Origin of the sequence: Salipiger sp. D13, from assembly GCF_003703915.1 — a bacterium.
GTDB lineage: Bacteria > Pseudomonadota > Alphaproteobacteria > Rhodobacterales > Rhodobacteraceae > Salipiger > Salipiger profundus.
The window spans coordinates 86,126-107,106 of the sequence record NZ_ML112594.1 but is presented as its reverse complement, the minus strand read 5'-3'; the positions used below and the strand labels follow the sequence as shown (position 1 = coordinate 107,106).

The 20,981-nt window shown below is 67.9% G+C and carries 17 protein-coding genes; 12 read left to right on the top strand and 5 right to left on the bottom strand.

Going from position 1 to position 20,981, the window contains the following annotated elements; translation table 11 throughout:
- Nucleotides 1–44: 44 nt before the first annotated feature.
- The 12 genes from D6860_RS10170 (at nucleotide 45) to D6860_RS10115 (ending at nucleotide 14,685) form a co-directional block, all read left to right on the top strand.
- Nucleotides 45–539, top strand: coding sequence for a TRAP transporter small permease subunit (locus tag D6860_RS10170; RefSeq protein ID WP_076624309.1), 495 nt, complete (start codon nucleotides 45–47; stop codon nucleotides 537–539).
- Between the two features lie 21 nt (nucleotides 540–560).
- Entirely contained in the window at nucleotides 561–1,868 is a 1,308-nt protein-coding gene (locus D6860_RS10165; RefSeq protein ID WP_076624310.1) for a TRAP transporter large permease, read from the top strand.
- A gap of 80 nt (nucleotides 1,869–1,948) precedes the next feature.
- A complete protein-coding gene (locus D6860_RS10160) occupies nucleotides 1,949–2,593 on the top strand; it encodes a TetR/AcrR family transcriptional regulator (RefSeq protein WP_076624311.1) in 645 nt (214 codons plus the stop codon).
- Between the two features lie 379 nt (nucleotides 2,594–2,972).
- Nucleotides 2,973–3,494 (top strand): acyloxyacyl hydrolase, encoded by a 522-nt coding sequence (locus D6860_RS10155; protein WP_076624312.1) that lies wholly within the window; start codon nucleotides 2,973–2,975, stop codon nucleotides 3,492–3,494.
- Between the two features lie 172 nt (nucleotides 3,495–3,666).
- Nucleotides 3,667–4,974 (top strand): calcium-binding protein, encoded by a 1,308-nt coding sequence (locus D6860_RS10150; protein ID WP_076624313.1) that lies wholly within the window; start codon nucleotides 3,667–3,669, stop codon nucleotides 4,972–4,974.
- A 566-nt stretch (nucleotides 4,975–5,540) separates the two neighbouring features.
- On the top strand, nucleotides 5,541–7,022 hold the full coding sequence (locus D6860_RS10145) for a sugar ABC transporter ATP-binding protein (protein WP_076624314.1): 1,482 nt from the start codon (nucleotides 5,541–5,543) through the stop codon (nucleotides 7,020–7,022).
- 68 nt (nucleotides 7,023–7,090) lie between these two features.
- A complete protein-coding gene (locus tag D6860_RS10140) occupies nucleotides 7,091–8,116 on the top strand; it encodes an ABC transporter permease (protein WP_229743314.1) in 1,026 nt (341 codons plus the stop codon).
- A gap of 90 nt (nucleotides 8,117–8,206) precedes the next feature.
- The gene (locus D6860_RS10135; protein ID WP_206512195.1) at nucleotides 8,207–9,202 is read left to right on the top strand and encodes a substrate-binding domain-containing protein; all 996 of its coding nucleotides are present in this window, start codon (nucleotides 8,207–8,209) and stop codon (nucleotides 9,200–9,202) included.
- A 133-nt stretch (nucleotides 9,203–9,335) separates the two neighbouring features.
- Complete coding sequence (locus D6860_RS10130; RefSeq protein WP_017467959.1) at nucleotides 9,336–10,094, top strand: GolD/DthD family dehydrogenase; 759 nt, start codon at nucleotides 9,336–9,338, stop codon at nucleotides 10,092–10,094.
- A gap of 38 nt (nucleotides 10,095–10,132) precedes the next feature.
- Nucleotides 10,133–11,875: a dihydroxyacetone kinase subunit DhaL gene (gene dhaL, locus D6860_RS10125; protein ID WP_076624315.1), complete on the top strand. Its 1,743-nt coding sequence runs from the start codon at nucleotides 10,133–10,135 to the stop codon at nucleotides 11,873–11,875.
- Between the two features lie 93 nt (nucleotides 11,876–11,968).
- A complete protein-coding gene (gene dhaL / locus D6860_RS10120; RefSeq protein ID WP_076624316.1) occupies nucleotides 11,969–12,628 on the top strand; it encodes a dihydroxyacetone kinase subunit DhaL in 660 nt (219 codons plus the stop codon).
- Nucleotides 12,628–14,685 (top strand): bifunctional sugar-binding transcriptional regulator/dihydroxyacetone kinase subunit DhaK, encoded by a 2,058-nt coding sequence (locus tag D6860_RS10115; RefSeq protein WP_076624317.1) that lies wholly within the window; start codon nucleotides 12,628–12,630, stop codon nucleotides 14,683–14,685. Before dhaL (D6860_RS10120) ends, D6860_RS10115 begins: the two co-directional genes overlap by 1 nt.
- A gap of 62 nt (nucleotides 14,686–14,747) precedes the next feature.
- On the opposite strand, the gene D6860_RS10110 is transcribed toward D6860_RS10115, so the two are convergent.
- From D6860_RS10110 to D6860_RS10090, 5 genes are read right to left on the bottom strand one after another with little or no spacing between them, the layout of a single operon-like run.
- Complete coding sequence (locus D6860_RS10110) at nucleotides 14,748–15,920, bottom strand: M24 family metallopeptidase (protein ID WP_076624318.1); 1,173 nt, start codon at nucleotides 15,918–15,920, stop codon at nucleotides 14,748–14,750.
- The gene (locus D6860_RS10105; protein ID WP_076624319.1) at nucleotides 15,917–17,143 is read right to left on the bottom strand and encodes a M20 family metallopeptidase; all 1,227 of its coding nucleotides are present in this window, start codon (nucleotides 17,141–17,143) and stop codon (nucleotides 15,917–15,919) included. The genes D6860_RS10110 and D6860_RS10105 overlap by 4 nt, the downstream gene beginning before the upstream one ends.
- Nucleotides 17,140–19,194, bottom strand: a complete 2,055-nt coding sequence (locus D6860_RS10100) for a dipeptide ABC transporter ATP-binding protein (protein WP_076624320.1) — start codon at nucleotides 19,192–19,194, stop codon at nucleotides 17,140–17,142. The genes D6860_RS10105 and D6860_RS10100 overlap by 4 nt, the downstream gene beginning before the upstream one ends.
- On the bottom strand, nucleotides 19,194–20,024 hold the full coding sequence (locus D6860_RS10095) for an ABC transporter permease (RefSeq protein ID WP_076624321.1): 831 nt from the start codon (nucleotides 20,022–20,024) through the stop codon (nucleotides 19,194–19,196). Before D6860_RS10095 ends, D6860_RS10100 begins: the two co-directional genes overlap by 1 nt.
- A complete protein-coding gene (locus D6860_RS10090) occupies nucleotides 20,021–20,971 on the bottom strand; it encodes an ABC transporter permease (RefSeq protein WP_076624322.1) in 951 nt (316 codons plus the stop codon). Before D6860_RS10090 ends, D6860_RS10095 begins: the two co-directional genes overlap by 4 nt.
- Nucleotides 20,972–20,981 lie beyond the last annotated feature (10 nt).

Here is a 20,981-nt window from a genome sequence, read left to right as displayed (position 1 = left end):
GGCGCGGGCCCGAACCCTCCCACACCGACCCGTGGAGACCGCCCATGCAGCCGATCGTCAAGGCCATCCGCTGGATCAACATCGGCGCCGCGACGCTGGCGAGCGCGATGATGGTGCTCATGATGCTGCACATCACGCTCGACGTCGCCGCCCGCTACTTCTTCAACGGCCAGATCGTCGGCACGCTCGAGGTCGTCTCGTTCTACTACATGGTCGCGCTGGTCTTCCTCGCCTTCGGTTTCGTCGAGCTGAAGCACGAGAACATCCGCGTCGACCTTTTCGTCCAGATGATGCCGCGCCGGGTCCGCTTCGGGCTCTACGTCTTCGCCTGCCTGATGGGGCTCGTGTTCTTCGGGATGCTGTTCTGGCAGACCCTGTCCGACGCGATCCGCGCCACCGGAAGCGGCGAGGAGGCGATGAGCAACTTCCGCTTCATCATCTGGCCCTCGCGCTGGTCGCTGCCGGTGGGCTTTGCCGCCGCCTTCCTCGCGGTGGTGTCCAACCTGCTTACCTCGCTGTCGCAGCGCACCGCCCTGTGACCCCGCCCAGGAGTATCCGACATGAGCAATCTTGACGTCGGGATCGCGGGCGTCGTCCTCGCGCTCGTCCTGATCGCCCTTCGCGTGCCCGTGGGCATCGCGCTGGGGCTGGTATCCATCGGCGGCATCGCCGTGATGTTCAACATGAACGTGGCCTGGGGCATGATCTCGGCCACCCCCTTCGACTACGTCGGCCAGTGGGAGCTGTCGGCCGCGCCGATGTTCCTGCTCATGGGGTTCATCTGCTCCTCGACCGACATGACCCGAGGGTTGTTCCTCGCGCTCCGGATCTACCTGTCGCGGCTGCCCGGCGGGCTTGCCATCACCTCGGTCGGGGCCTGCGCCTTCTTCGCGGCGGCCTCGGGGTCGTCGGTCGCCACCGCCTCGGCGATGTCGCGCATGGCGGTGCCCGAGATGCTCAAGAACGGCTACGACCGGGGGCTCGCCACCGGCACCATCGCCGCGTCGGGCACGCTCGGCTCGCTGATCCCGCCATCGGTCCTGCTGATCCTCTACGGCGTCTACGCACAGGTGTCGGTGGGGCAGCTCTTCATGGCGGGCTTCATCCCCGGCCTGCTGTCGGCGCTGATCTACATGGCGATGATCATCATCCGCGTGAAGCTCAAGCCCGAGCTCGCCGGCTCCGGCAAGGTCGTGGTCACCGACCAGGAGCGGCGCGAGGCGCTGCGCGACATCTGGCCGCTGCCCACCCTGATCCTCGTGGTGCTGGGCGGCATCTTCACCGGGGTCTTCTCGCCGACCGAGGCCGGCGCACTCGGTGCGTTTGCCGCGGCCGTGATCGCGCTGGCGCGGCGCAAGCTCACGTGGCGCACCTTCGTCGAGGCGGTGAGCCAGGCGATGATCTCGACCGCGTCGATCTTCATCATCCTGATCGGCTCGCTGTTCTTCACCCGCTTCCTCGCGCTGTCGGGCTTTCCGCGCGCCTTCAGCGACGCCATCCTGTCGGTCAGCGACCAGACCTGGTGGATCCTCTTCGCGGTGGCGGTGATCTACCTCGTGCTGGGTATGCTCATCGACAGCATCGGCCTGCTGCTTCTGACGCTGCCGATCCTCGTGCCGATGGTGGATGCCTCGGGCATCAACGCGGTGTGGTTCGGCATCATCGTCATCAAGCTGCTCGAGGTCGGGCTCATCACGCCGCCGATCGGGCTCAATGTCTACATGATAAACGGGGCCTTGAAGAACGCGGTGACATTGCCGGAGATCTTCAAGGGGATCACCTGGTTCCTGGCGATGGACATCCTGACGCTGATCATCCTGATCGCCTTCCCCGTGCTTTCGCTCTGGTTGCCATCCATCGCATACTGATCGCCGGATCGGCGCAGCGCCCCCGGCTCGGGGGCGCCCGCCCTAGGGAAACGCGACGCGGCAACTGGGAGGAGACCCGCTTGAAACAGGACAGGCCGCTTCAGGCCCGCAGCATCGCCACGCGCGAAAAGCTCATCCATGCCGCGCTCGACGTGATCTTCGACGTGGGCTACGAGAACGCTTCGACCACCGAGTTCTCGAAGCGGGCAGGGGTGTCGCGCGGTGCGCTGCTGCATCACTTTCCCGCCCGCTCCGACATCATGGTCGCGGCGATGGAGACGTTGCTGCGCGACGGCACCGCCGAGATCCGCGAGATGGCCGTGGCGGTGTCGCGCAACGAGATGGGCCTCGACGCCTTCATCGAATGGCTGCAGCAGCTCTTCTCGGGGCGGTTCTTCTACCTGTCGGTGGAATTCATCAACGGCGCGCGCACCGACCCGGATCTGCGCGCGCGGATGATCCCGGTGGTGCGCGAGTTCCACGAGGCGCTCGACGGGATCTGGAGCGAGTTCTGCGAGCCCACGGACCTGTCTGCGCAAGAGGCGGCGGTGGTTCTCAACATGACCCTGTGCCTTGTTCGCGGCATGGGGATCCAGACTGTCCTGCGCGAGGACCCGGCCTATTTCCACAGCCTACTCGAGGCGTGGAAGGCGGTTCTTCCACAATTGATGAAGGGGCCGCTGAAGGATCTCGTCTTCCCCCGGGGCGACGGCTCCAAGCCCTAGGATATTTACGTTTTTATTGTTCAACCTCAGCGTGTTGCGCAGTGATCATGCGGTCATGCGCGAAGCTGCATGTCGCCGGCCTGCACGGGCGAGGCCTCAGGCATCCGAGCGTGTGCAGCACCCGGAACCGGTGCGGGGGACTTTCCCCGGAGCCTTCGGAACTATCCCCAAAATCTGTGGGTGAAGCTGTGGATGGCACGCGTCCAGGCCATGCGGGGCAAGGGTCCGGACGGGGTGCTTAAAATTTGAGCGGCCTCCCTCCACACGCGGCATCTCCTTGGCGCGGAGCCCGGCGGCAGGGACGAACCGACATCTCCGAGCGACTGGACTTCGTGCGCGATCTGCGACATGCATGGTTCCAGAGACAGTGAGAGGCGATATGGCAGACGGAACCTTCGCAGCGTTGCTCCTGATCGCGGGGCTGACGGACATGGGCAGCAACTATTGCGGCACGGCGACCGGGTGTCTTGGCACCACCGAGTCGGTGCCGCGCGTGGCATTCTCCACCGGCACGACCCTCGAGCGCCGCGCCGAGGAAAGCCCCGAGATCTACCTGCGCTACGATTTCGGCCGTGACATCGGCCCGTTCGGCCAGGCGCTCGGGATCTCCTACGGCGAGGAAAGCGGATCGTGGCTCGGCTACGGCTTCACCTGGGACACCTTCATCGGAAAGAGCCCGTTCTACACCGAGCTGCACGCCATGCCGGGTCTCTACGCGGCGGGTGACGATTTCGATCTCGGCGGCCCCATCGAATTCCGCTCGGGCATCGAGTTCGGATACGAAAGCCGCGGCGGCTGGCGCTATGCGCTGAGCTATGACCACCGCTCGAACGCGGGGATCTACGACGACAACCCGGGCGTCGAGACGGTGCAGTTCCGCGTGAGCATGCCGCTCAGGTAAGGCGGCTCCCTCCGGGGAGGTTCTGGCGACAGGCCCGTGGTTGACGTTAGGTCATAGGCTAAAATTCGCACACATTTGATTTGCCGCATGTTTCGGGGCGGTTTCCCGCCCTAGACTTCCTTTCCGTGCCCCGGTGGATCGTCCGCCGGGGACCTGACGGAGGAGCCTCATCATGTCGACAAATGCATCCTACACCGAGACGACCGACGCCCCGGCCGACGCCAGCACGCCATACACCATCGCGAGCGGCGACACCTTCACCGGCACCATCGACAGTTTCGGAGACACAGACTGGGTCGCGATCTACCTCGATGCCGGCGTTGATTACACCTTTTCCCTGACCGGCGCCGACAGCGGAGACGGCACCCTCGCGGACCCCTACCTGTGGCTCTACGACGATTTCGAGGACGAGCTCGCCCAGGATGACGACGACGGCATCGGGCTCGATTCGGAGCTTACCTATACCGCGAGCTACAGCGGCTACTACTACATCGGCGCAAGCGCCTATGACGATGATTACACCGGCACCTACGAGCTTTCGGTGACAGCCTCGGGTTTCCCCGGCCAGCATATCAACGGCACCAACGGCTTCGACATCCTGACCGGGACGGCCGGCGATGACACCATCAACGGCATGGCGGCGAACGACTTCCTCGACGGTCTTGCCGGCGACGACGTGATCTACGGCGGCCAGGGCAACGACTCGCTCCTGGGACGCGAAGGTGACGACACGGTCTACGGTGGCAACAATCACGACAACATCGCGCTCGATGACGGCAACGACTATGCCGAAGGCGGCGTCGGTGACGACTCCATCGGTGGTGGCGCCGGCAACGACACGATCTACGGCGAGAACGGCAACGACGTGATCGGTGGCGGCACCGATGACGACTACATCGATGCTGGCGCCGATCAGGATGCGGCCTCGGGCGGCTACGGAGCGGACACGGTGATCGGCGGCTCGGGCGACGACACGCTGGCCGGCAGCTTCGGCCATGACCTGGTCGACGGCGGTGTCGGTGACGACAACATGGGTGGCGGCCTCGGCAACGACACGATGCTCGGCCACGACGGCGACGACACGATGGGCGCCGGTGACGGCAACGACCTTGTCGATGGCGAGACCGGCAACGACTTCCTTGCCGGCGGCAACGGCGATGACACCATCTACGGCGGCGAAGGCTATGACACCATCAACGCCGGCGATGGCGACGATATCATGTACGGGGGCTACGAAGGCGGCGACGGCTTCAGCGACCTGTTCGTATTCAACGATTTCAACGCCGGCGAATACGACGAGATCTGGGACTTCGAGGACGGCGTCGACCTGATCCGCGTCAGCGGCGTGGCACCGGCCCAGCTGAGCTTCACCAACACCGAGTACGGCGTCGAGGTCGAGGTCGGCGACAGTGGCCACGTGATCTACGTCGAGGGCATGGACTCCTCGACCCTGACCACCGACGACTTCATGTTCGTCTGAACCGACGACACGGCCGGCGCTCTCCACAGGGGGTGCCGGTTCGCTGCCGCTTTCCCGCACGGGGCCGCTCATCATGCGGCCCCGGCGCTTCTCACCGGTGGCCTCTCGCTCCGATGTCACGGTGCGTGCAGGGGTCGCACGCGCGAGGCTCCAGGCCTGACCGATCCCGCGCTCCGGGCCGAACGCTCTCTCCTTCTCCCAAATGTATCGCGATCTGGCCGCCAAGACGGCGACGTTCCGGGCTTGCAGTCGGCGTTTCTCTGTTCGCGGAGCGCGTCGGGGCGCCCGTCTGCGCCGCGACCGTTACCGCAATCGAATCCGATCTGTCCGACGCTTGAAAGTCGTCCATCGCAGCCGGCCAACCGGCGTGCGGCCCGGCGCATGTCGGCGAAGGACTGGCAGCCACCGGTTTGGAAAATATTTTAAACGTATGAAAATAATAGGTAAATAAAGAGTTCCTGAAAATGTCAGGTCCGTGTTGACATAAGTAAAGAGAGCGGCCTACATTTCAAATGTCAGATTGAAGATGACATATGTTCAGTCGACATGAGGAGAGGGAGGAAGACATGACCAAGCCGCTGCTCGAGGCGAAGGGCTTCAGGAAGTCCTTCGGCGGAGTGCCCGCCCTGAAGGACGGACGCTTCACGCTGGAGCGCGGCTCCGTGCATGCCCTCTGCGGTGGCAACGGCGCGGGCAAATCGACCTTTCTCAAGATCATCATGGGCATCCATCACGCCGATGCGGGCACCCTGCTGCGCAACGGCTCCGAGATCAGCTTCGCCGACCCGGCCGAAGCGCTCGCGAACGGGATTTCCATCATCGAGCAGGAGCTCAGCCCTGTCCCCGCGATGTCGGTGGCCGAGAACATCTACCTCGGGCGCGAGCCGGTCGGTCTGTTCGGCCGGATCGACTTCCGCACGATGAACCGCAACGCGCAGGAGCTGCTCGACGGTTTCCGCTTCGGCATCCGTGCCGACACGATGATGATGGACCTCACGGTCGCCCAGACCCAGCTTGTCGAGATCGCCAAGGCGCTCAGCTACGATGCCGAGGTCATCATCATGGACGAGCCGACATCGGCGCTTGGCGAGGCAGAGGCCGACCAGCTGTTCGAGGCGGTCGAGACGCTGAAGGCGCGGGGCAAGGGGGTGATCTACGTCAGCCACCGACTGTCCGAGATCTTCACGATCTGCGACAGCTACACGGTTTTCCGCGACGGGTCCTTCGTCGAGGAGGGGGCGCTTGCCGACATCGACAAGGAACGGCTCATCAACCTGATCGTCGGTCGGCCGCTGACCGAGGAATTCGTCAAGGAGAACGCGCCCGGAACCGAAAGCACCCTCTCGGTCAGCGGGCTTTCGGCCGCGCATGGCGTCCGCGACGTGACCTTCTCCGCACGGCGCGGCGAGATCCTCGCGCTCTACGGGCTCATGGGCTCGGGGCGCTCGGAGATTTTCGACCGGCTGTTCGGACTGTCGGACCAGACCGACGGGCAGATCGTCATCGAGGGCGCCGAGGCGCGGATCCGGACCCCGAACGACGCGATTGCGGCGGGGCTCGCCTACGTGACCGAGGACCGCAAGCGCTCGGGCCTGGTGCTCACCGGTGACGTGCGGGACAACCTCTGCCTCGCGACCCTCGACCGGATGTCGGCGGGCCAGGTCATGAACGCCCGGGCCGAGGGCGATGCCGCCGCCCGGATGATCGACACGCTGAACATCAAGACCGCGTCGGACCGGCTCGGGGTGTCGAACCTGTCGGGCGGCAACCAGCAGAAGGTTGTTCTTGGGAAGTGGTTCCTGACCGAGCCCCGCATCCTGCTGCTCGACGAGCCGACCCGTGGTGTCGACGTCGGCGCGAAACGTGAAATCTATCGCGTGATGTCCGATTTCACCCGTCAGGGCGGAACCGTCATCATGATCTCCTCCGAGACCGACGAAGTGCTGGGGATGGCCGACCGGGCCATCGTGATGCGCGACGGGCGGGTCGCCGGGGAACTGGAACGGGCCGAGATGTCGGCCGAGAAACTGCTGCACCTGGCGGCCTGAGCCGCCGCCGCGCGTGCATGGCGCCGGCCCCGCAACTCGTGGCGGGGCGCACCAATGGGAGGAACACCGTGAAAGAGCAAGTCAAAGCCGCAACACCAGCCGGCGCGGGGGCGGAGCAACGTCAGACGCTTTCGGAGCGGATCGGACCGGTGGCGCAGCGCTACGGCATCCTGATCGCGCTGATCGTCCTCTGCGTCGTGCTGTCGGTGGTGAACGAGAATTTCCTGAGCTCGCGCAACATCATCAACGTGCTGCGTCAGACCTCGATCAACGGCATCCTCGCCATCGGCATGACCTTCGTCATCCTGACCCGGGGCATCGACCTGTCGGTCGGTTCGGTGGTCGCGCTCGCCGGGGTGGTCTCCGCGAGCTTCGCCACGACCTCGGCGTCGGGCTTCATTCCCGGCGCGCCCTACTTCGCGCTGCTGCCGCTCGTCATCGGTCTCGTGACCGGGATCGCCATGGGCGCGCTCTCGGGGCTTGCCGTCGCGCGCTATGCGGTGCCGGCCTTCGTGGCAACGCTGGGGATGCTCTCGGCGGCGCGCGGGCTCACGCTGATCTATTCTGGCGGCCGTCCGATCCCGGCGCTCACCGATGGCTATCGCTGGATCGGGACCGGCGACATCGCCGGCATCCCGGTGCCGATCATTCTCTTCGCGCTGATCTTCGGGCTGTCCCACTTCGTGCTGACCCGCACGCGGTTCGGTCGCCACGTCTACGCGGTCGGGGGCAACCCCCATGCCGCGAAGGTCTCGGGGCTCTCGGTCAACCGGATCCGCTTCGCGGTCTACGCCATCTCGGGCGCGCTGGCGGGCATCGCCGGCATGATCCTGGCGGCGCGCACCGGGTCGGCCCTGCCGCAGGCCGGTGTCGCCTACGAGCTCGACGCCATCGCGGCCGTGGTCATCGGCGGCACCAGCCTGTCGGGCGGGATCGGCCGGGTCAGCGGCACGGTGATCGGCGCGCTGCTCATCGGCGTGATGAACAACGGTCTCGATCTGCTCGGGGTCGAATCCTACTACCAGCAGGTCATCAAGGGCGCCCTCATCGTCGCCGCGGTGATGCTGGATCGGTCCCGCAAGACCGAGCTCTGAGATCCGGCACGCCCGGTTTCCGGCACGGGCTGCACACTGGGGGCAGCCCGGCGCCATCCACGAAAGACGTCACTTAGGGAGGAATACCAGATGACGATCAAGAAGCTCATCAGCACGGCGAGCGCGGCAGCGCTCGGCCTGACGCTCGCCACGACGGCGAGCGCGCAGGACAAGATCGAGATCGGCGCGGCCGTCTACGGCCTCAACGCGGAGTTCATGCAGCTCTGGGCCGACGCCGCCGAGAACCACCCCGCGGTGCAGTCGGGTCTCGTCGACCTGACGGTGTTCGACGGCCGTTACGACGCGCTCGTCCAGCAGGACCAGTTCGAGACGATGATCACGCAGGGCTTTGACGCCATCGTCTTCGTGCCGATCGACATCGACGCCGGCGCCACCGCCGTCGAGCTTGCCAGCGAGGCGGGCATCCCGGTGGTCGGATCGAACACGCAGGTCAACAGCGACCTGCTGACCGCCTACGTCGGCTCGGACGACGTGCAGGCCGGCTACATGGAAGCCAAGTCGGTTCTGGACGAGATGAACTGCGAGGGCGACGTGGTCATCATCGAGGGCCCGATCGGCCAGTCGGCGCAGATCCAGCGTGGCGAGGGCAATGAAAAGGCCCTGTCCGAATGCCCGGACGTCGAGGTTCTCGAGCAGCAGACCGCCAACTGGTCGCGGGCCGAGGCGCAGAGCCTGATGGAGAACTGGCTGACCTCGCACGGCAGCGACATCAAGGGTGTGATCGCCCAGAACGACGAGATGGCGCTTGGCGCGATCGAGGCGATCAAGGCCGCGGGCATGGACGTCAACGACTTCGCGATCGCGGGTGTCGACGGTGTGACCGACGCGCTGCGCGCGGTGAAGGCCGGCGAGATGGCCTCGATCCTGCAGGACGGTGCGGCGCAGGCCCAGGGCGCGATCGACGTGGCGATCAAGGCCGTGAAGCCGGATTACGAGCCGATGTCGGAGATCTGGGAGCAGTATCCCGAGATGTCCTGGGAAGACGGGTCCAAGTCGCAGTACGACGTGCCGTGGACGCCGGTCACCAGCGACAACGTCGACGCGCTTCTCGAGCAGCGCCAGTGAGGCGCGGCGCGACCACCACCTGAAAGAACCCTCTCCGGCCGATGTCGGAGAGGGCGGGCCCGACCGACCGGATCGCGGGCCCGACCCCCGCAGTCTCCTGCGGGCCGCTCACTCCACGCAGAAAGGACCGACCATGGCTGCTCCTCTGGATTTCTCCCTGGCGGGCAAGACCGCCATCGTCACCGGTGCCGCCTCGGGCATCGGGGCGGCAATCGCCGAGGCTTTTTCCTCGAAGGGCGCCCGCGTCGCGCTGCTCGACATGAACCTCGAGGCGGCAACGTCGCGCGCCGGGACGCTTCCGGGCGAGGCTCGTGCATTTGCCTGCAACGTGACCGACGCCGAGAGCATCGCGCAGGCGGTCCAGGACGTGATCAGTGCCTTCGGCGGCATCGACATCCTCGTCAATTCCGCCGGCATCGTCGACCTCGCCCCGGCCGAGGACCTGTCGGCAGCCGCATGGTCCCGCACCATCGACGTCAACCTGACCGGCAGCTTCACCATGGCGCAGGCCGTGGGCCGCGAGATGATCAGGGCCGGCAAGGGCGGGCGGATCATCAACCTCGCCAGCCAGGCCGGCTCGGTGGCGATCGACGGGCACGTTGCCTATTCCGCCTCGAAGTTCGCGATCATCGGTGTCACCAAGTCGCTGGCGCTCGAATGGGGCAAGCATGACATCACGGTCAACTCGATCTCGCCGACCGTCGTTCTCACCGAGCTCGGCCGCAAGGCCTGGGACGGCCCCAAGGGCGAGGCGATGAAGGCGCAGATCCCGTCCGGCCGCTTCGCAGAGCCGGAAGAGATTGCCGCGACGGCGGTGTTCCTCGCGTCGGAGGCTGCGGCAATGATCAACGGGGCCGATCTTCTCGTCGACGGCGGCTACACGGTGAAATGATGAAGGACGACGACGTAACTCAAGCGAAGGGGGCTGCCATGCAGCGGTTCATCAATAATCCCGACGATCTCGTCGACGAGACGGTGGCGGGCTTCGTGAAGGCCCATGGGGCGCTGGTCCGGAAGGACCCGCTCAACGCACGCGTCGTGGTGTCGCGCTTCGCCCCGCAGGAGGGCAAGGTTGGGATCGTGACCGGTGGCGGCTCGGGCCACGAACCCGCGTTCATCGGCTACACCGGGCGCAATCTCGTCGATGCGGTGGCGGTGGGTGAGCTCTTCTCCTCGCCGACGGCGAAGAGCTTCGCCGATGCGATCCGTGCCGCCGACGGCGGCGCCGGGGTGGCGGTGCTCTACGGCAACTATGCCGGCGACAACATGAACGTGCGGATGGCATCGGAAATGGTGTCGCCTGAGGGCATCGAGGTGGCGACCGTGGTCGCCAACGACGATGTCTGCTCGGCGCCGCTGTCCGAGCGCGAGAAGCGGCGCGGGGTCGCGGGCGAGATCTTCATGTGGAAGATCGGCGGCGCCAGGGCGGCGCAGGGCGGCTCGCTCGCCGAGGTGCAGGCCGCGGCGCAGAAGGCGGTCGACGCCTGCCGGTCCGTGGGCGTCGGTCTCGGCCCCTGCACGCTTCCCGCCGTCGGCCATCCGAACTTCGACATCGAACCCGGCACGATGGAGGTCGGGATCGGCCACCACGGGGAGCCGGGCACCCGGATCGAGCCGCTCAAGACCGCCGACGAGGTGGCCGACGACATGCTCGAGATCGTGCTCGACGATCACCAGCTGCCCGAGGGAACCGAGGTTGCGGTGCTGGTCTCGGGCCTTGGCGCCACGCCTGTGAACGAGCTTTATGTCCTTTACGACCGCATCGAGGTCGGTCTCGAGAAGGCCGGTCTCAGGGTGCACCGCGCCTTCGTCGGGGATTACTTCACCTCGCTCGAGATGGTCGGTGCGACGCTCACGGTCATGGCGCTCGACGCGGAGCTCAAGGAACTGATCGACGTCGAGTGCGCGTCACCCGGGATGACGGTGATCGGCACCACGACGCAGCCCGTCGGAACCGTCGCCGCACCGCGCCAGCGTGCGGCCGCGGCCTCCGGCGCCACGCGCGACGTGCCGCGTGCGCCCGAGGCCGCCGAGGGTGCGCCTGCCGTGCAGCTCGCCGGGGCATCGCCGATCGTCGAGGAGCTTGCCGAGGTGGTCGTGGCGAACAAGGCGCGCCTGTCCGAGATCGACGGGCTGATCGGCGACGGCGACCACGGCATCAACATGGCCAAGGGCTTCGGACGGGCCGCCGAGCGCATCAAGGGGCAGTCGCTGTCGCTCGCCGAGGGCTTCTCCGTGCTGTCCGACGTGCTGATGTCGGAGATCGGCGGCTCGATGGGCCCGCTCTACGGCTTCATGTTCCAGAACATGGCGCTGGCCGTGGAAGGGCGCAAGGCGATCGACGCCGACGGTTTCTCGGCGATGATCAACGCCGGGCTTGCCGGGGTGCGTTCGACCGGCTCGGCTGAGGTCGGGGACAAGACGTTGATCGACTGCTTCGTGCCCGCCGTCGAGGCCTTCGATGCCTCCCGGGAGCAGGGCTTTGCCGCGGCGCTCGACGCCATGGCGAAGGCTGCCGAAGAGGGCCGCGACAGCACCGTTGACCTCGTGGCGAAGCTCGGTCGGGCCAGCCGGCTGGGCGAACGCTCGCGCGGTGTTCTGGATGCCGGGGCCACGTCGTGCTGCCTCATCCTCACCGAGCTTGGCGCGGGTTTCGCGCGCCGGTTGCCCTGAACGTGACACCCGGTTGCGCCCCTCCGGGGGCGCGACCGGCCCTCCGGGGCGGGCGACTTGAACTGTCCGCGAAAGTGGTGCCTAAGATCCGCCATGCGTCCATTCACCTTCCATGACCTCACCGACCTGTTCCGCGCGTTCGCCGATCGCATGATCGCCGAGCGCGACATGCTCGCGGAACTCGACGGTGAGATCGGCGACGCGGATCACGGCGCCGCGATGGCCGTCGGTTTCGATGCGGCGGCCCGCGCGCTGTTCGATGCTTCTCCCGAAAACCAGACACTTTCGCAGGGGTTCGGTCTTGCGGCGCGTTCGCTCCTGAACGCCGTCGGCGCGACCACCGGACCGCTCTATGCCAGTGCCCTCCTGCGTGCCGGCCCGGTGTTCGGCAACCTGTCCGAAGCTCCGTTCGACCAGCTTCCCCGCATGGTCATCGCCATGTCCGAAGGGATCGAGGCGCGTGGCCACGGCAAGCCCGGTGACAAGACGATGGTCGACGCATGGGCGCCGGCGGCCCACGCCGCGCGCAAGGGGATCGACGCCGGTCAGGACACTTGCGCCATCCTGCTGGCCTGCGCGCGGGCCGCGTCCGAGGGTGCCGAGTCGACGCGTGCGATGATGGCGGCCAAGGGCCGGGCGGCCCGGCTCGGGCCGCGCAGCATCGGGCACCTCGACCCGGGCGCGGTGTCGGCGGCGTCGCTCCTCGATGTCCTCGCCGACTGGGCCGGGCGCGCCGTCGAGAGGCGCGACTGATGGCGCAGCGCACCTCAACCCGAGGCGCCGGGGCCAATTCCTCGGCAAGCGCGCCGCCGTTGCGGTTCGGAGACGATCCCCTGCTCTGGGCGGCCTGGCTCTACTACGAGGAAGGGCTGACGCAGGGCGAGATCGCGACCCGCATGGGGGTCTCGCGCCCCTCGGTGAACGCCTACCTCGCCGACGCGAGGACGCGGGGCATCGTCTCCATCGAGATCGACCCCGAGAAATATCGGACCCTCAGTTTCGCGCGGGCGCTGCGCGACCACTTCGGTCTCGCCGACTGTCTGGTGATCCCGTCGAGCGGCAGCGACAGCCCGCTCGTCGAACGGCTCGGCGCGGCGGCGGGGCAGGTGCTGAGCCGCCAGATCCAGTCCGGCGACACCATCGCCGTCACGTGGGGGCGCACGGTGCTTGCGGCTGCCAATCATATCGAGCGCCGTGGGCTGCGCGATCTGCGGGTGGTGCAGGCGACCGGTGGCACCACCGCCAAGATCCCATGGACTCCCGAGGCCTGCGCCACCCGGCTCGCCGAGGCGCTCGGTGCGCGCTGCATCCCGCTGTCGTCCCCGGCCGTCGTCTCGTCACCCGAGGTGCGCGACCTGCTCGTGCACGAACCGGTGCTTGCCGAGCAGATGGACGTGCTGGCCGAGGCCAACCGGATCATCCTCGGGATTTCGTCGCTGCGGCCCGAGAGCACCATTCACACCAGCGGCTTCTTCGACGGCGTGGCGATGCACGAGCATTACCACGAGGCCGTCGGCAGCATCGCCGGGCGGTTGATCTCGGCGCGTGGCGAGGCGGTGGAGGGGCCGCTCGAAGGCCGGACCATCGGCCTCGACCTCTCGGCGATCCGCCGCATTCCGCATCGCATCGGTGTCGCGGGCGGAATGGACAAGGTGCAGGCCATCCTCGCAGCGCTGCGCGGCGGCTACGTCAATGTCATGGTGACCGACGCCGACACGGCGCGCGCGATCCTGACCTCGGAAGGCTACGAGGACAAACCCGCACGGCGCGCGGAGGCCACGCCGGTCGCGCTGCCGGAGCGGCTTCAGGTCAAGAAATTCCTCAACCGTCCGCAGGACGCGGTCGATGAAACCGTCGCCGGGGCGCTGCTTGCGCACGAGGGGCTGCTGTTGCCCGTCGAGAGCGCCCCCCGCGCCCTGCGAGCGGCGTGTGGCCCGCGCGAGGGCAAGGTCGGGCTGGTCATCGGGGGCGGGTCTGGCCACGAGCCGGGGTTCTTCGGCTACGTCGGGCAGGGGCTTGCCGACGCGGTTGCCATCGGCAATGTCTTCGCCGCGCCACCGCCCGATCCGATCCTCGCCGCGACGCTGGCGGCCGACGGTGGGGCCGGGGTGCTCCATATCTTCGGGAACTTCTCGGGCGACCTGATGAACTTCGAGATGGCCGCGGAAATGGCGCAGGCCCAGGACGTTCCGGTGCGCACGGTGGTGACCACCGACGACATCGCCTCTGCCCCCGTCGACGCGCGGTCGGCGCGCCGGGGCGTGGCGGGGAACGTCTTCGTCTTCAAGGTCGCCGGGGCGGCATGCGACCGGATGCTGCCGCTCGACGCCTGCGCCGCGGTGGCGCGGCGGGCCAGCCAGCGGTGCTTCACCATGGGGGTCGCGCTGGAGCCGGGGGCCTCGCTCGAGACGCGGCGGCCGAGTTTCCGGCTTGGTCCGGACGACATGGAAATCGGGGTCGGCGTGCACGGCGAGCCGGGCATCGCGCGCGCCAAGCTCGCGACTGCCGACGAGACCGCCGACCTGATCGTCGACCGCATCCTCGACGAGATGCGCCCCTCCGAGGGCGACCGGGTTGCGATCCTGGTGAATTCGCTGGGCGGCACGCCGCAGATGGAGCTCTACATCCTGAACCGCAGGCTCCGGCAGCGGTTGCAGGCGCGGGGGATCACCGTGCACCGCACCCTGATCGGGCACTACTACACGTCGCTCGACATGGCCGGCGTCTCGATCAGCATGCTGCATCTCGATGACGAGCTCCGGGAACTGCTCGACCATCCCTGCAAGAGCCCCGCGCTGACGATCGGTTGAACCGGTCGCGCTTGCCAACGGCCGAAGGGCCCCGCCCGCTGGACCGGACGGGGCTCTGCCTGTTACGGGCGCGGAGCCTGGTGACCGCCCGCGAGATCCTCTCCGGCGACGAGGATCCGCCGGGGCGTGCTGGTCAGGCGGCGGCAGCCCTCTGCCGTGATCTCGACCGTTTCCGAAAGCGCGAGCCCGCGTGCGGTCGTGTAGAGGTGGAAGACCTGACCCTCGCGGAAGCGCCACGTGGCCCCCGGATGCAGGCTCACCATCGTTTCCGAAGACCGCGGGGTCTTGGCGTAGATCCCCAGCTGGTAGCCGGTGATGTTGGGATAGCTTTCACGCAGCCCTTCCGCGCGCATCCCGTCACGCAGCACCGCGTCGGCCTCGCGTGCCTCGACGCCCGGGCGGATCGCGGCGAACTGCGCGTCCTGCAACGCGGCGATCCGGGCCATGACCTCGCGGTCCTCGAGCGAGGGCGCGCCGAGGCTGATCGACCGCATGAACCGCGAGGAGTAGAGGCGGACGCGCGGCACCAGCTCGACGTGCAGGATGTCGCCCGACCCGAGCCGGTCCTCGGTGAAGGTCGCGTGAAGGAACCCCATGCCGTGGCCGTCGCGGCCCTGGGCGGCACGCCGTGCGATCGAGATCGGACCGACCCAGTAATCGTCCGCGCCGTTCACGAGGTAGTGGTTCGCGCCGATGGCCGAGGCGTCGCGCGCCCGCATGCCCGGCGCGATGCCTTGCGTGATCGCGGCCATGGCGCCGTCGCCGATGGCGGCGGCCTGCGCGATCAGGTCGATCTCGTGGCGGTCCTTGACGTCGCGGATCCGGTTCGAGATTTCATGCAGGTTGCGCCATTCGACGCCGGGCACGAGCTCGGTCAGGCGGTCCCGGGTGAAGGCGGTGAACCCGAACGAGGTGAAATCGGCCCCGATGCGGGTGACACCGAGCCCCTTCAGGACCTCGGCCATCGTGGCATGGGCATCCTCGTGGTCGGCATATGTGACCACCTCTCCGACCCAGGTGGCGGCGCGGCAGGGCACCTCGTCGATGGCGCGGAGCACCCAGACCGGGTCGCCCTCCAGGGGCAGGACGCAGCCGCGATAGAAGGTCTCCGAGATGGTGAAGCCCGTCAGCCAGTGCAGCATCTCCGCGTGGTCGCAGAGAAAGGCCTCGGCCCCGGCCGCCCGCATGGCGGCGCGGAGCGTTTCGACGCGGGTTGCGAAGGGAGCAGGGATCATGCGACCGGTTCCAGCCCGCAGATCTCGGCGATGGTGAGAATGTAGATCTTCACGCAGTCGATGAACTGGCTCTTGCGCACGCGCTCGTCCGGCATGGTGTTGAACTCGCCGCCGGGTCCGCAGACGACGCCCTCGATGCCGGCGGCGGAGAGATGCGCCGCGTCGGTCCCGAAGAAGCAGGCCGGTGCAATGGGGCCGGTCGGCTGGGGCAAGCCCCGGACGGTCTCGTAGGCCGCGTTCACCGCGCGGACGATGTCGGAGTCGCGCGGCACCTCGAACGGCGGCATCTGTGGCTTGTTCTTGCGCTGGTCGTAGCTGTCGATCTCCCACTTCAGGCCGGGGAACTCGAGCTCGAGCGCGCGGAGCATGGTCCGCATGTCCTCCATCACCGACTCCACCGATTGCGACGGCGCGTAGCGGCAGGTGCCGAGGATCTTGGCGCGGTCCGCGACCTGCGGGGGGCGCCACTCGTGGAACTCGTCGCCGAGACCGGCGCGCACCACGCCGACATGGCCCCGGTTCACCGCCTTGTGGTCATCGGTGGCGGCACCGCTGAAGGTCATGTTGTTGATCCGCGGAACGAGCGCCGCCGCCGCCGCGAGCGCATCGCACGCCTCGCCGCGCTTCGAGACGTGGCGCGTGTCGCCGGTCAGCTCGATCTGGTAGGAGAACGCGCCCGAGTGCAGGCAGAGCGCCTGGATGTCGGTCGGCTCGGAGTTGACGAAGTAGTCCGCCGTGACGCCCTGCTCGATCATCCGGACCGTGCCGATGCCGCCCTGCAACTCGCCGATCACGAACGACAGGATGACGTCGCCCTTCGGCTTCAGCCCGGCCTTGAGGATGGTTTCGACGGCGCAGAGATAGGCCGCGTCGCCGGATTTCATGTTCGACACGCCGATGCCGTAGATGAACTCGTCGTCGATCACGCCGCCCCAGGGATCGACGGTCCAGCCGGTGGTGACGGGGTTGGTGTCGAGGTGGCCGTTGAACAGCAGGCTCTTGCCGCCGCCGGTGCCGCGCAGAGTGCCGATGGCGTTCACCCGCTCGCCCTCGACCGGCTGCAGCATCGCCTCGAGCCCCAGCCCCTCGAGAATGCCGTGCATGTGCTCCGCGAGCTTCCGCTCGCCCTCGGTCTCGGAGTAGCTCTTGTGCTGCACCATGTCGGCCAGCCGGGCGAGGCAGGCCTCTTCGTCGACGGATGCAATGAGGTTTTCGGGGGTCATCGGGCGGTCTCCGTGGTCTTGGTGGTCTTGAACTGCCAGATCGGGGCGACGGCGCGGAGCGCCTCGGGCTCGATGTGGCAGAGGATGTCGTGGCCGGTTTCCGGCGTGCGGCGCGGCGGCCTTTGCCGGTCGCATTCCGGGCCGAGATGGCGCGGGCAGCGGCTGGCGAAGGGGCAGCCGGGCAGGTCCTCGGTGCGCTTCGGCAGAGACCCGGCGAGCCGCACGCGGCGGGTTTCGCTGTCGGGATCGACCGAGTGCGACGAGGACAGCAGCGCCTCGGTGTAGGGATGCCATGGCGCCGCATCGAGGGCGGAGGTCTCGCAGGTCTCGACCATCTCGCCGAGATACATGACCGCGACCCGGTCGGCGACGTGGCGCAGGATGCCGAGATCATGCGTGATGAACACCAGTGCCGCGCCGGTCTCCTTCTGGATCTCGCGCAGAAGCCGCACGATGGCAGCCTGCACAGCGGCATCGAGGCCCGAGGTGATCTCGTCGCAGATGATCACGTCGGGTTCGGCCGCGAGCGCGCGCGCGATCGCGACACGCTGCTTCTCCCCGCCGGACAGCTGGTGCGGGTAGCGCGTGGCGTAATCGGCGGGCAGGTGCACCCGTTCGAGAAGCTGGGCGATCTCGGCTGCGCGGGCCTTGCGGTCAAGGCCGGGCCGGAACAGGCGCAGTGGCCGCTCAAGGATCGTGGTGAGCGAATGCCGCGGGTTGAGCGAGCTGTCGGGGTTCTGGAAAATCGTCTGCACCCGCGACCGCCACGCATCGCTGCGCGGGGCGACCGGGGCACCGTCGAGACGGGTTTCGCCGCTGAAATCCTGCAGACCCGAGAGCGCGCGGGCGAGCGAGGACTTGCCACAGCCGGATTCGCCGACCAGTGCCAGCGTCTCGCCGCGCCTGAGGCTGAAGGTCACGCCTTTCACCGCCCTGACCAGCGGGGTCTCGGCGCCGCGCAGGCGGTCGCGCAGCGTGGGGCGACCGTAGGTGACGCCGAGCGCGCCGACCTCGAGCAGCACGCTCTCCTGTCGCGGCGAGGCGACGACCGGCGGGGCCTCGGGGGCGGGCAGGTTCTCGCCACGGGCCACCCGTGCGCAGGCGATGTGACGGTCGCCGATGTCGCGCGGTCTGACCCGGTCGGCGTCGCAGATTTCGGGAGTGTGATGCGGGCAGGAGGCGGCGAAGATGCAGGGCGGCATCTCGCCGCGCCGCGGCGCCGGCTTCGCGCCGCTGGTGGCAAGGCCGCGTCCGGTCCGGGCGTCGGACGGGCGCGGCAGGCTGGCGAGCAGCGCCTGCGTATAGGGGTGCTTCGGGGCGCCGAAGACGGTCTCGACCGGGCCTTCCTCGACGATGCGGCCGCCGTAGATGACCGCGACGCGATGCGCGATATCCGCCACCGTTCCAAGGTCATGGCTGATGAACAGGGCAGAGACGCCGGTCCGTGCCTGCAGTTCGCGGAAAAGGTCGAGCAGCGTGGCGGCGGTGGTGGCGTCGAGCGCCGAGGTCGGCTCGTCGAACAGGATCAGCTCGGGCTCGCAGGCGAAGGCCAGCGCGAGGACTACCCGCTGCTTCTCGCCGCCCGAGACCTCGTGCGGGTAGCGCGCCAGCATCGCGTCCGGGTCGGGCAGGCCGACCATCTCGATCAGTTCCACGGCCCGCGCGCGGCGCGCCTCGCGGCCCAGCGACGTGTGCCGCTCGAGCGTTTCGAGCAGGTGGTCGCCGAGGGTCTGCACCGGGTCGAGCGTGGTGGCGGCGTTCTGGAACACCATGGCGATGCGCCGACCGCGCATGCCCACCATCCCGGCCTCGGACAGGGTCGTGATGTCATCGTCGCCGAGCCGGATGCTGCCGCGCTCCTCGGCCACCTTGCCGGGCAGATCGCGGATGATCGCGTTCGCGAGCGAGGATTTCGCCGAGCCGCTTTCGCCGACGAGCCCGAGCACCTCGCCCCGGCCGATGTCGAGAAAGACGTCGTCGAGGATGCGCACCGGCCCGGTGGGGGTGTCGTAGTAGAGCGCGTAGTCACGGAGGGTGAGAGCGTTGGTCATTAGGTCTCCGCCGTCTTGGGGTTCAGCACGTCACGCAGACCGTCGCCGAGCAGGTTGAACCCGATCGCGACGATGGCGATGGCGGCGCCGGGCACGGCCACGGGCCAGGGGCTGCGGAACAGGTGGTCGCGGGCTTCGGCGATCATCAGGCCCCACTCGGGGTCGGGCGGCTGCGCGCCGAGGCCGAGGAACGAGAGGGTGGCGAGCGTCATGATGGCAAAGGCCACGCGGATGGTGCCCTCGACGATCACCGGGGCGATGGTGTCGGGCAGGATTTCCGCCGCGACGATCCAGCCGAGGCTTTCGCCGCGTGCCTTGGCGGCGGCCACGTAGTCGAGGCTGCGCACCTGCAGCGTCACCGAGCGGGCGATGCGTGCCATGCCCGGGGCGAAGGCGATGCCGATCGCGAGCACGGCGTTGATCGAGGACGACCCGAGCACGGCGATGATCATCAGCGCGAAGAGCAGCGACGGGATCGCCATGATCGCGTCGGTGAGCCGCATCAGCGCTTCGTCGACGATCCCGCCGAGGTAGCCCGAGAGCACTCCGATCACCGCCCCGGCGGCGGTGCCGATGAATGTGGCGAGCAGCGCGAGGAGCACCGTCGAGCGTGCGCCCACGAGGATGCGGCTCAGCAGGTCGCGGCCATACCAGTCGGCGCCGAGCGGGAACTCGAGCGAGGGCGCGGCGAAGCGCGCGTTGAAGTGGAAGGTCTCGGGGTCCTTCGGCGCGATCTCGGGGCCGAAGACGGCCGCGAACAGGACCAGCGAGCAGAGGATGAGCCCGAGGGCTCCCTGAGGATTGCGCAGCAGCGCCCGGAGCGTCTTCATTTGAACTGGATCCTCTTGTCGAGCGAAGCATAGGCAAGGTCTGCGGCGAGGTTCGCCAGCGCGTAGGTGAGCGCCATGATCAGCGCCCCGGCCTGCAGCATCGGCAGATCGCGGTTCTGGATGGCGAGGATCAGCTGCCGCCCGATGCCGGGAAAGGCGAAGACCTCCTCGACCACGATCACGCCGCCGATCAGGTAGCCGACGTCGAGCGCGATCACCGTGATCGCCGGCAGCATCGAGTTGCGCAGCGCGTGGTTGTAGATGACCTGCCGGCGGGACAGGCCGCGCAGCCGCGCCGCCCGGACGAAATCGCTCTGCATGGTGTCGACCATCTCGGAGCGCACCATCCGGCTGATGTGCGCGGTCAGGATGATCGCGAGCGTGATGACCGGGAGTGCGATGTGGCGCAGCGCGTCCAGCGGATCTTCGGCAAAGGAGGTGTAGCCGGAGGCCGGGAACAGCCCGACCGAGGGTCCGGCAAGCCAGGCAAGCAGCAGCGTCGCCAGCACGAACTCGGGCAGCGACACGCCGAGGTAGCTTACCACCGACAGCCCGAGATCGGCGGGCCCGCCGCGCCGGGTGCCGGCGAGCACGCCGAGCGGAATGGCGATCACGCAGACCAGCAGGAGCGAGAGCGCGGCAAGGATGGCCGAGCGTCCGAAGGCGGCCATGATGGTCGGCCCCACCGGCTGGCTGGTGCGAAGCGACGTGCCGAAGTCGCCCTGGAAGGCGCTGGAGAGCCAGTGCCAGTACTGGACGAGGGCGGGCTGATCGAGCCCCAGCCGTTCGTTCAGTGCCGCGAGGGCCTCGGGCGTGGCGTATTCGCCGAGGATCATGGTTGCCGCGTTGGCGGGCAGAAGTTGCGTGACGCCGAAGACGATCAGCGAGACGAGGAAGGCCGTCAATGCCAGGTAGGCGAGACGGCGCAGCAGAAAGCTGGCCGACATGGCAGGTCTC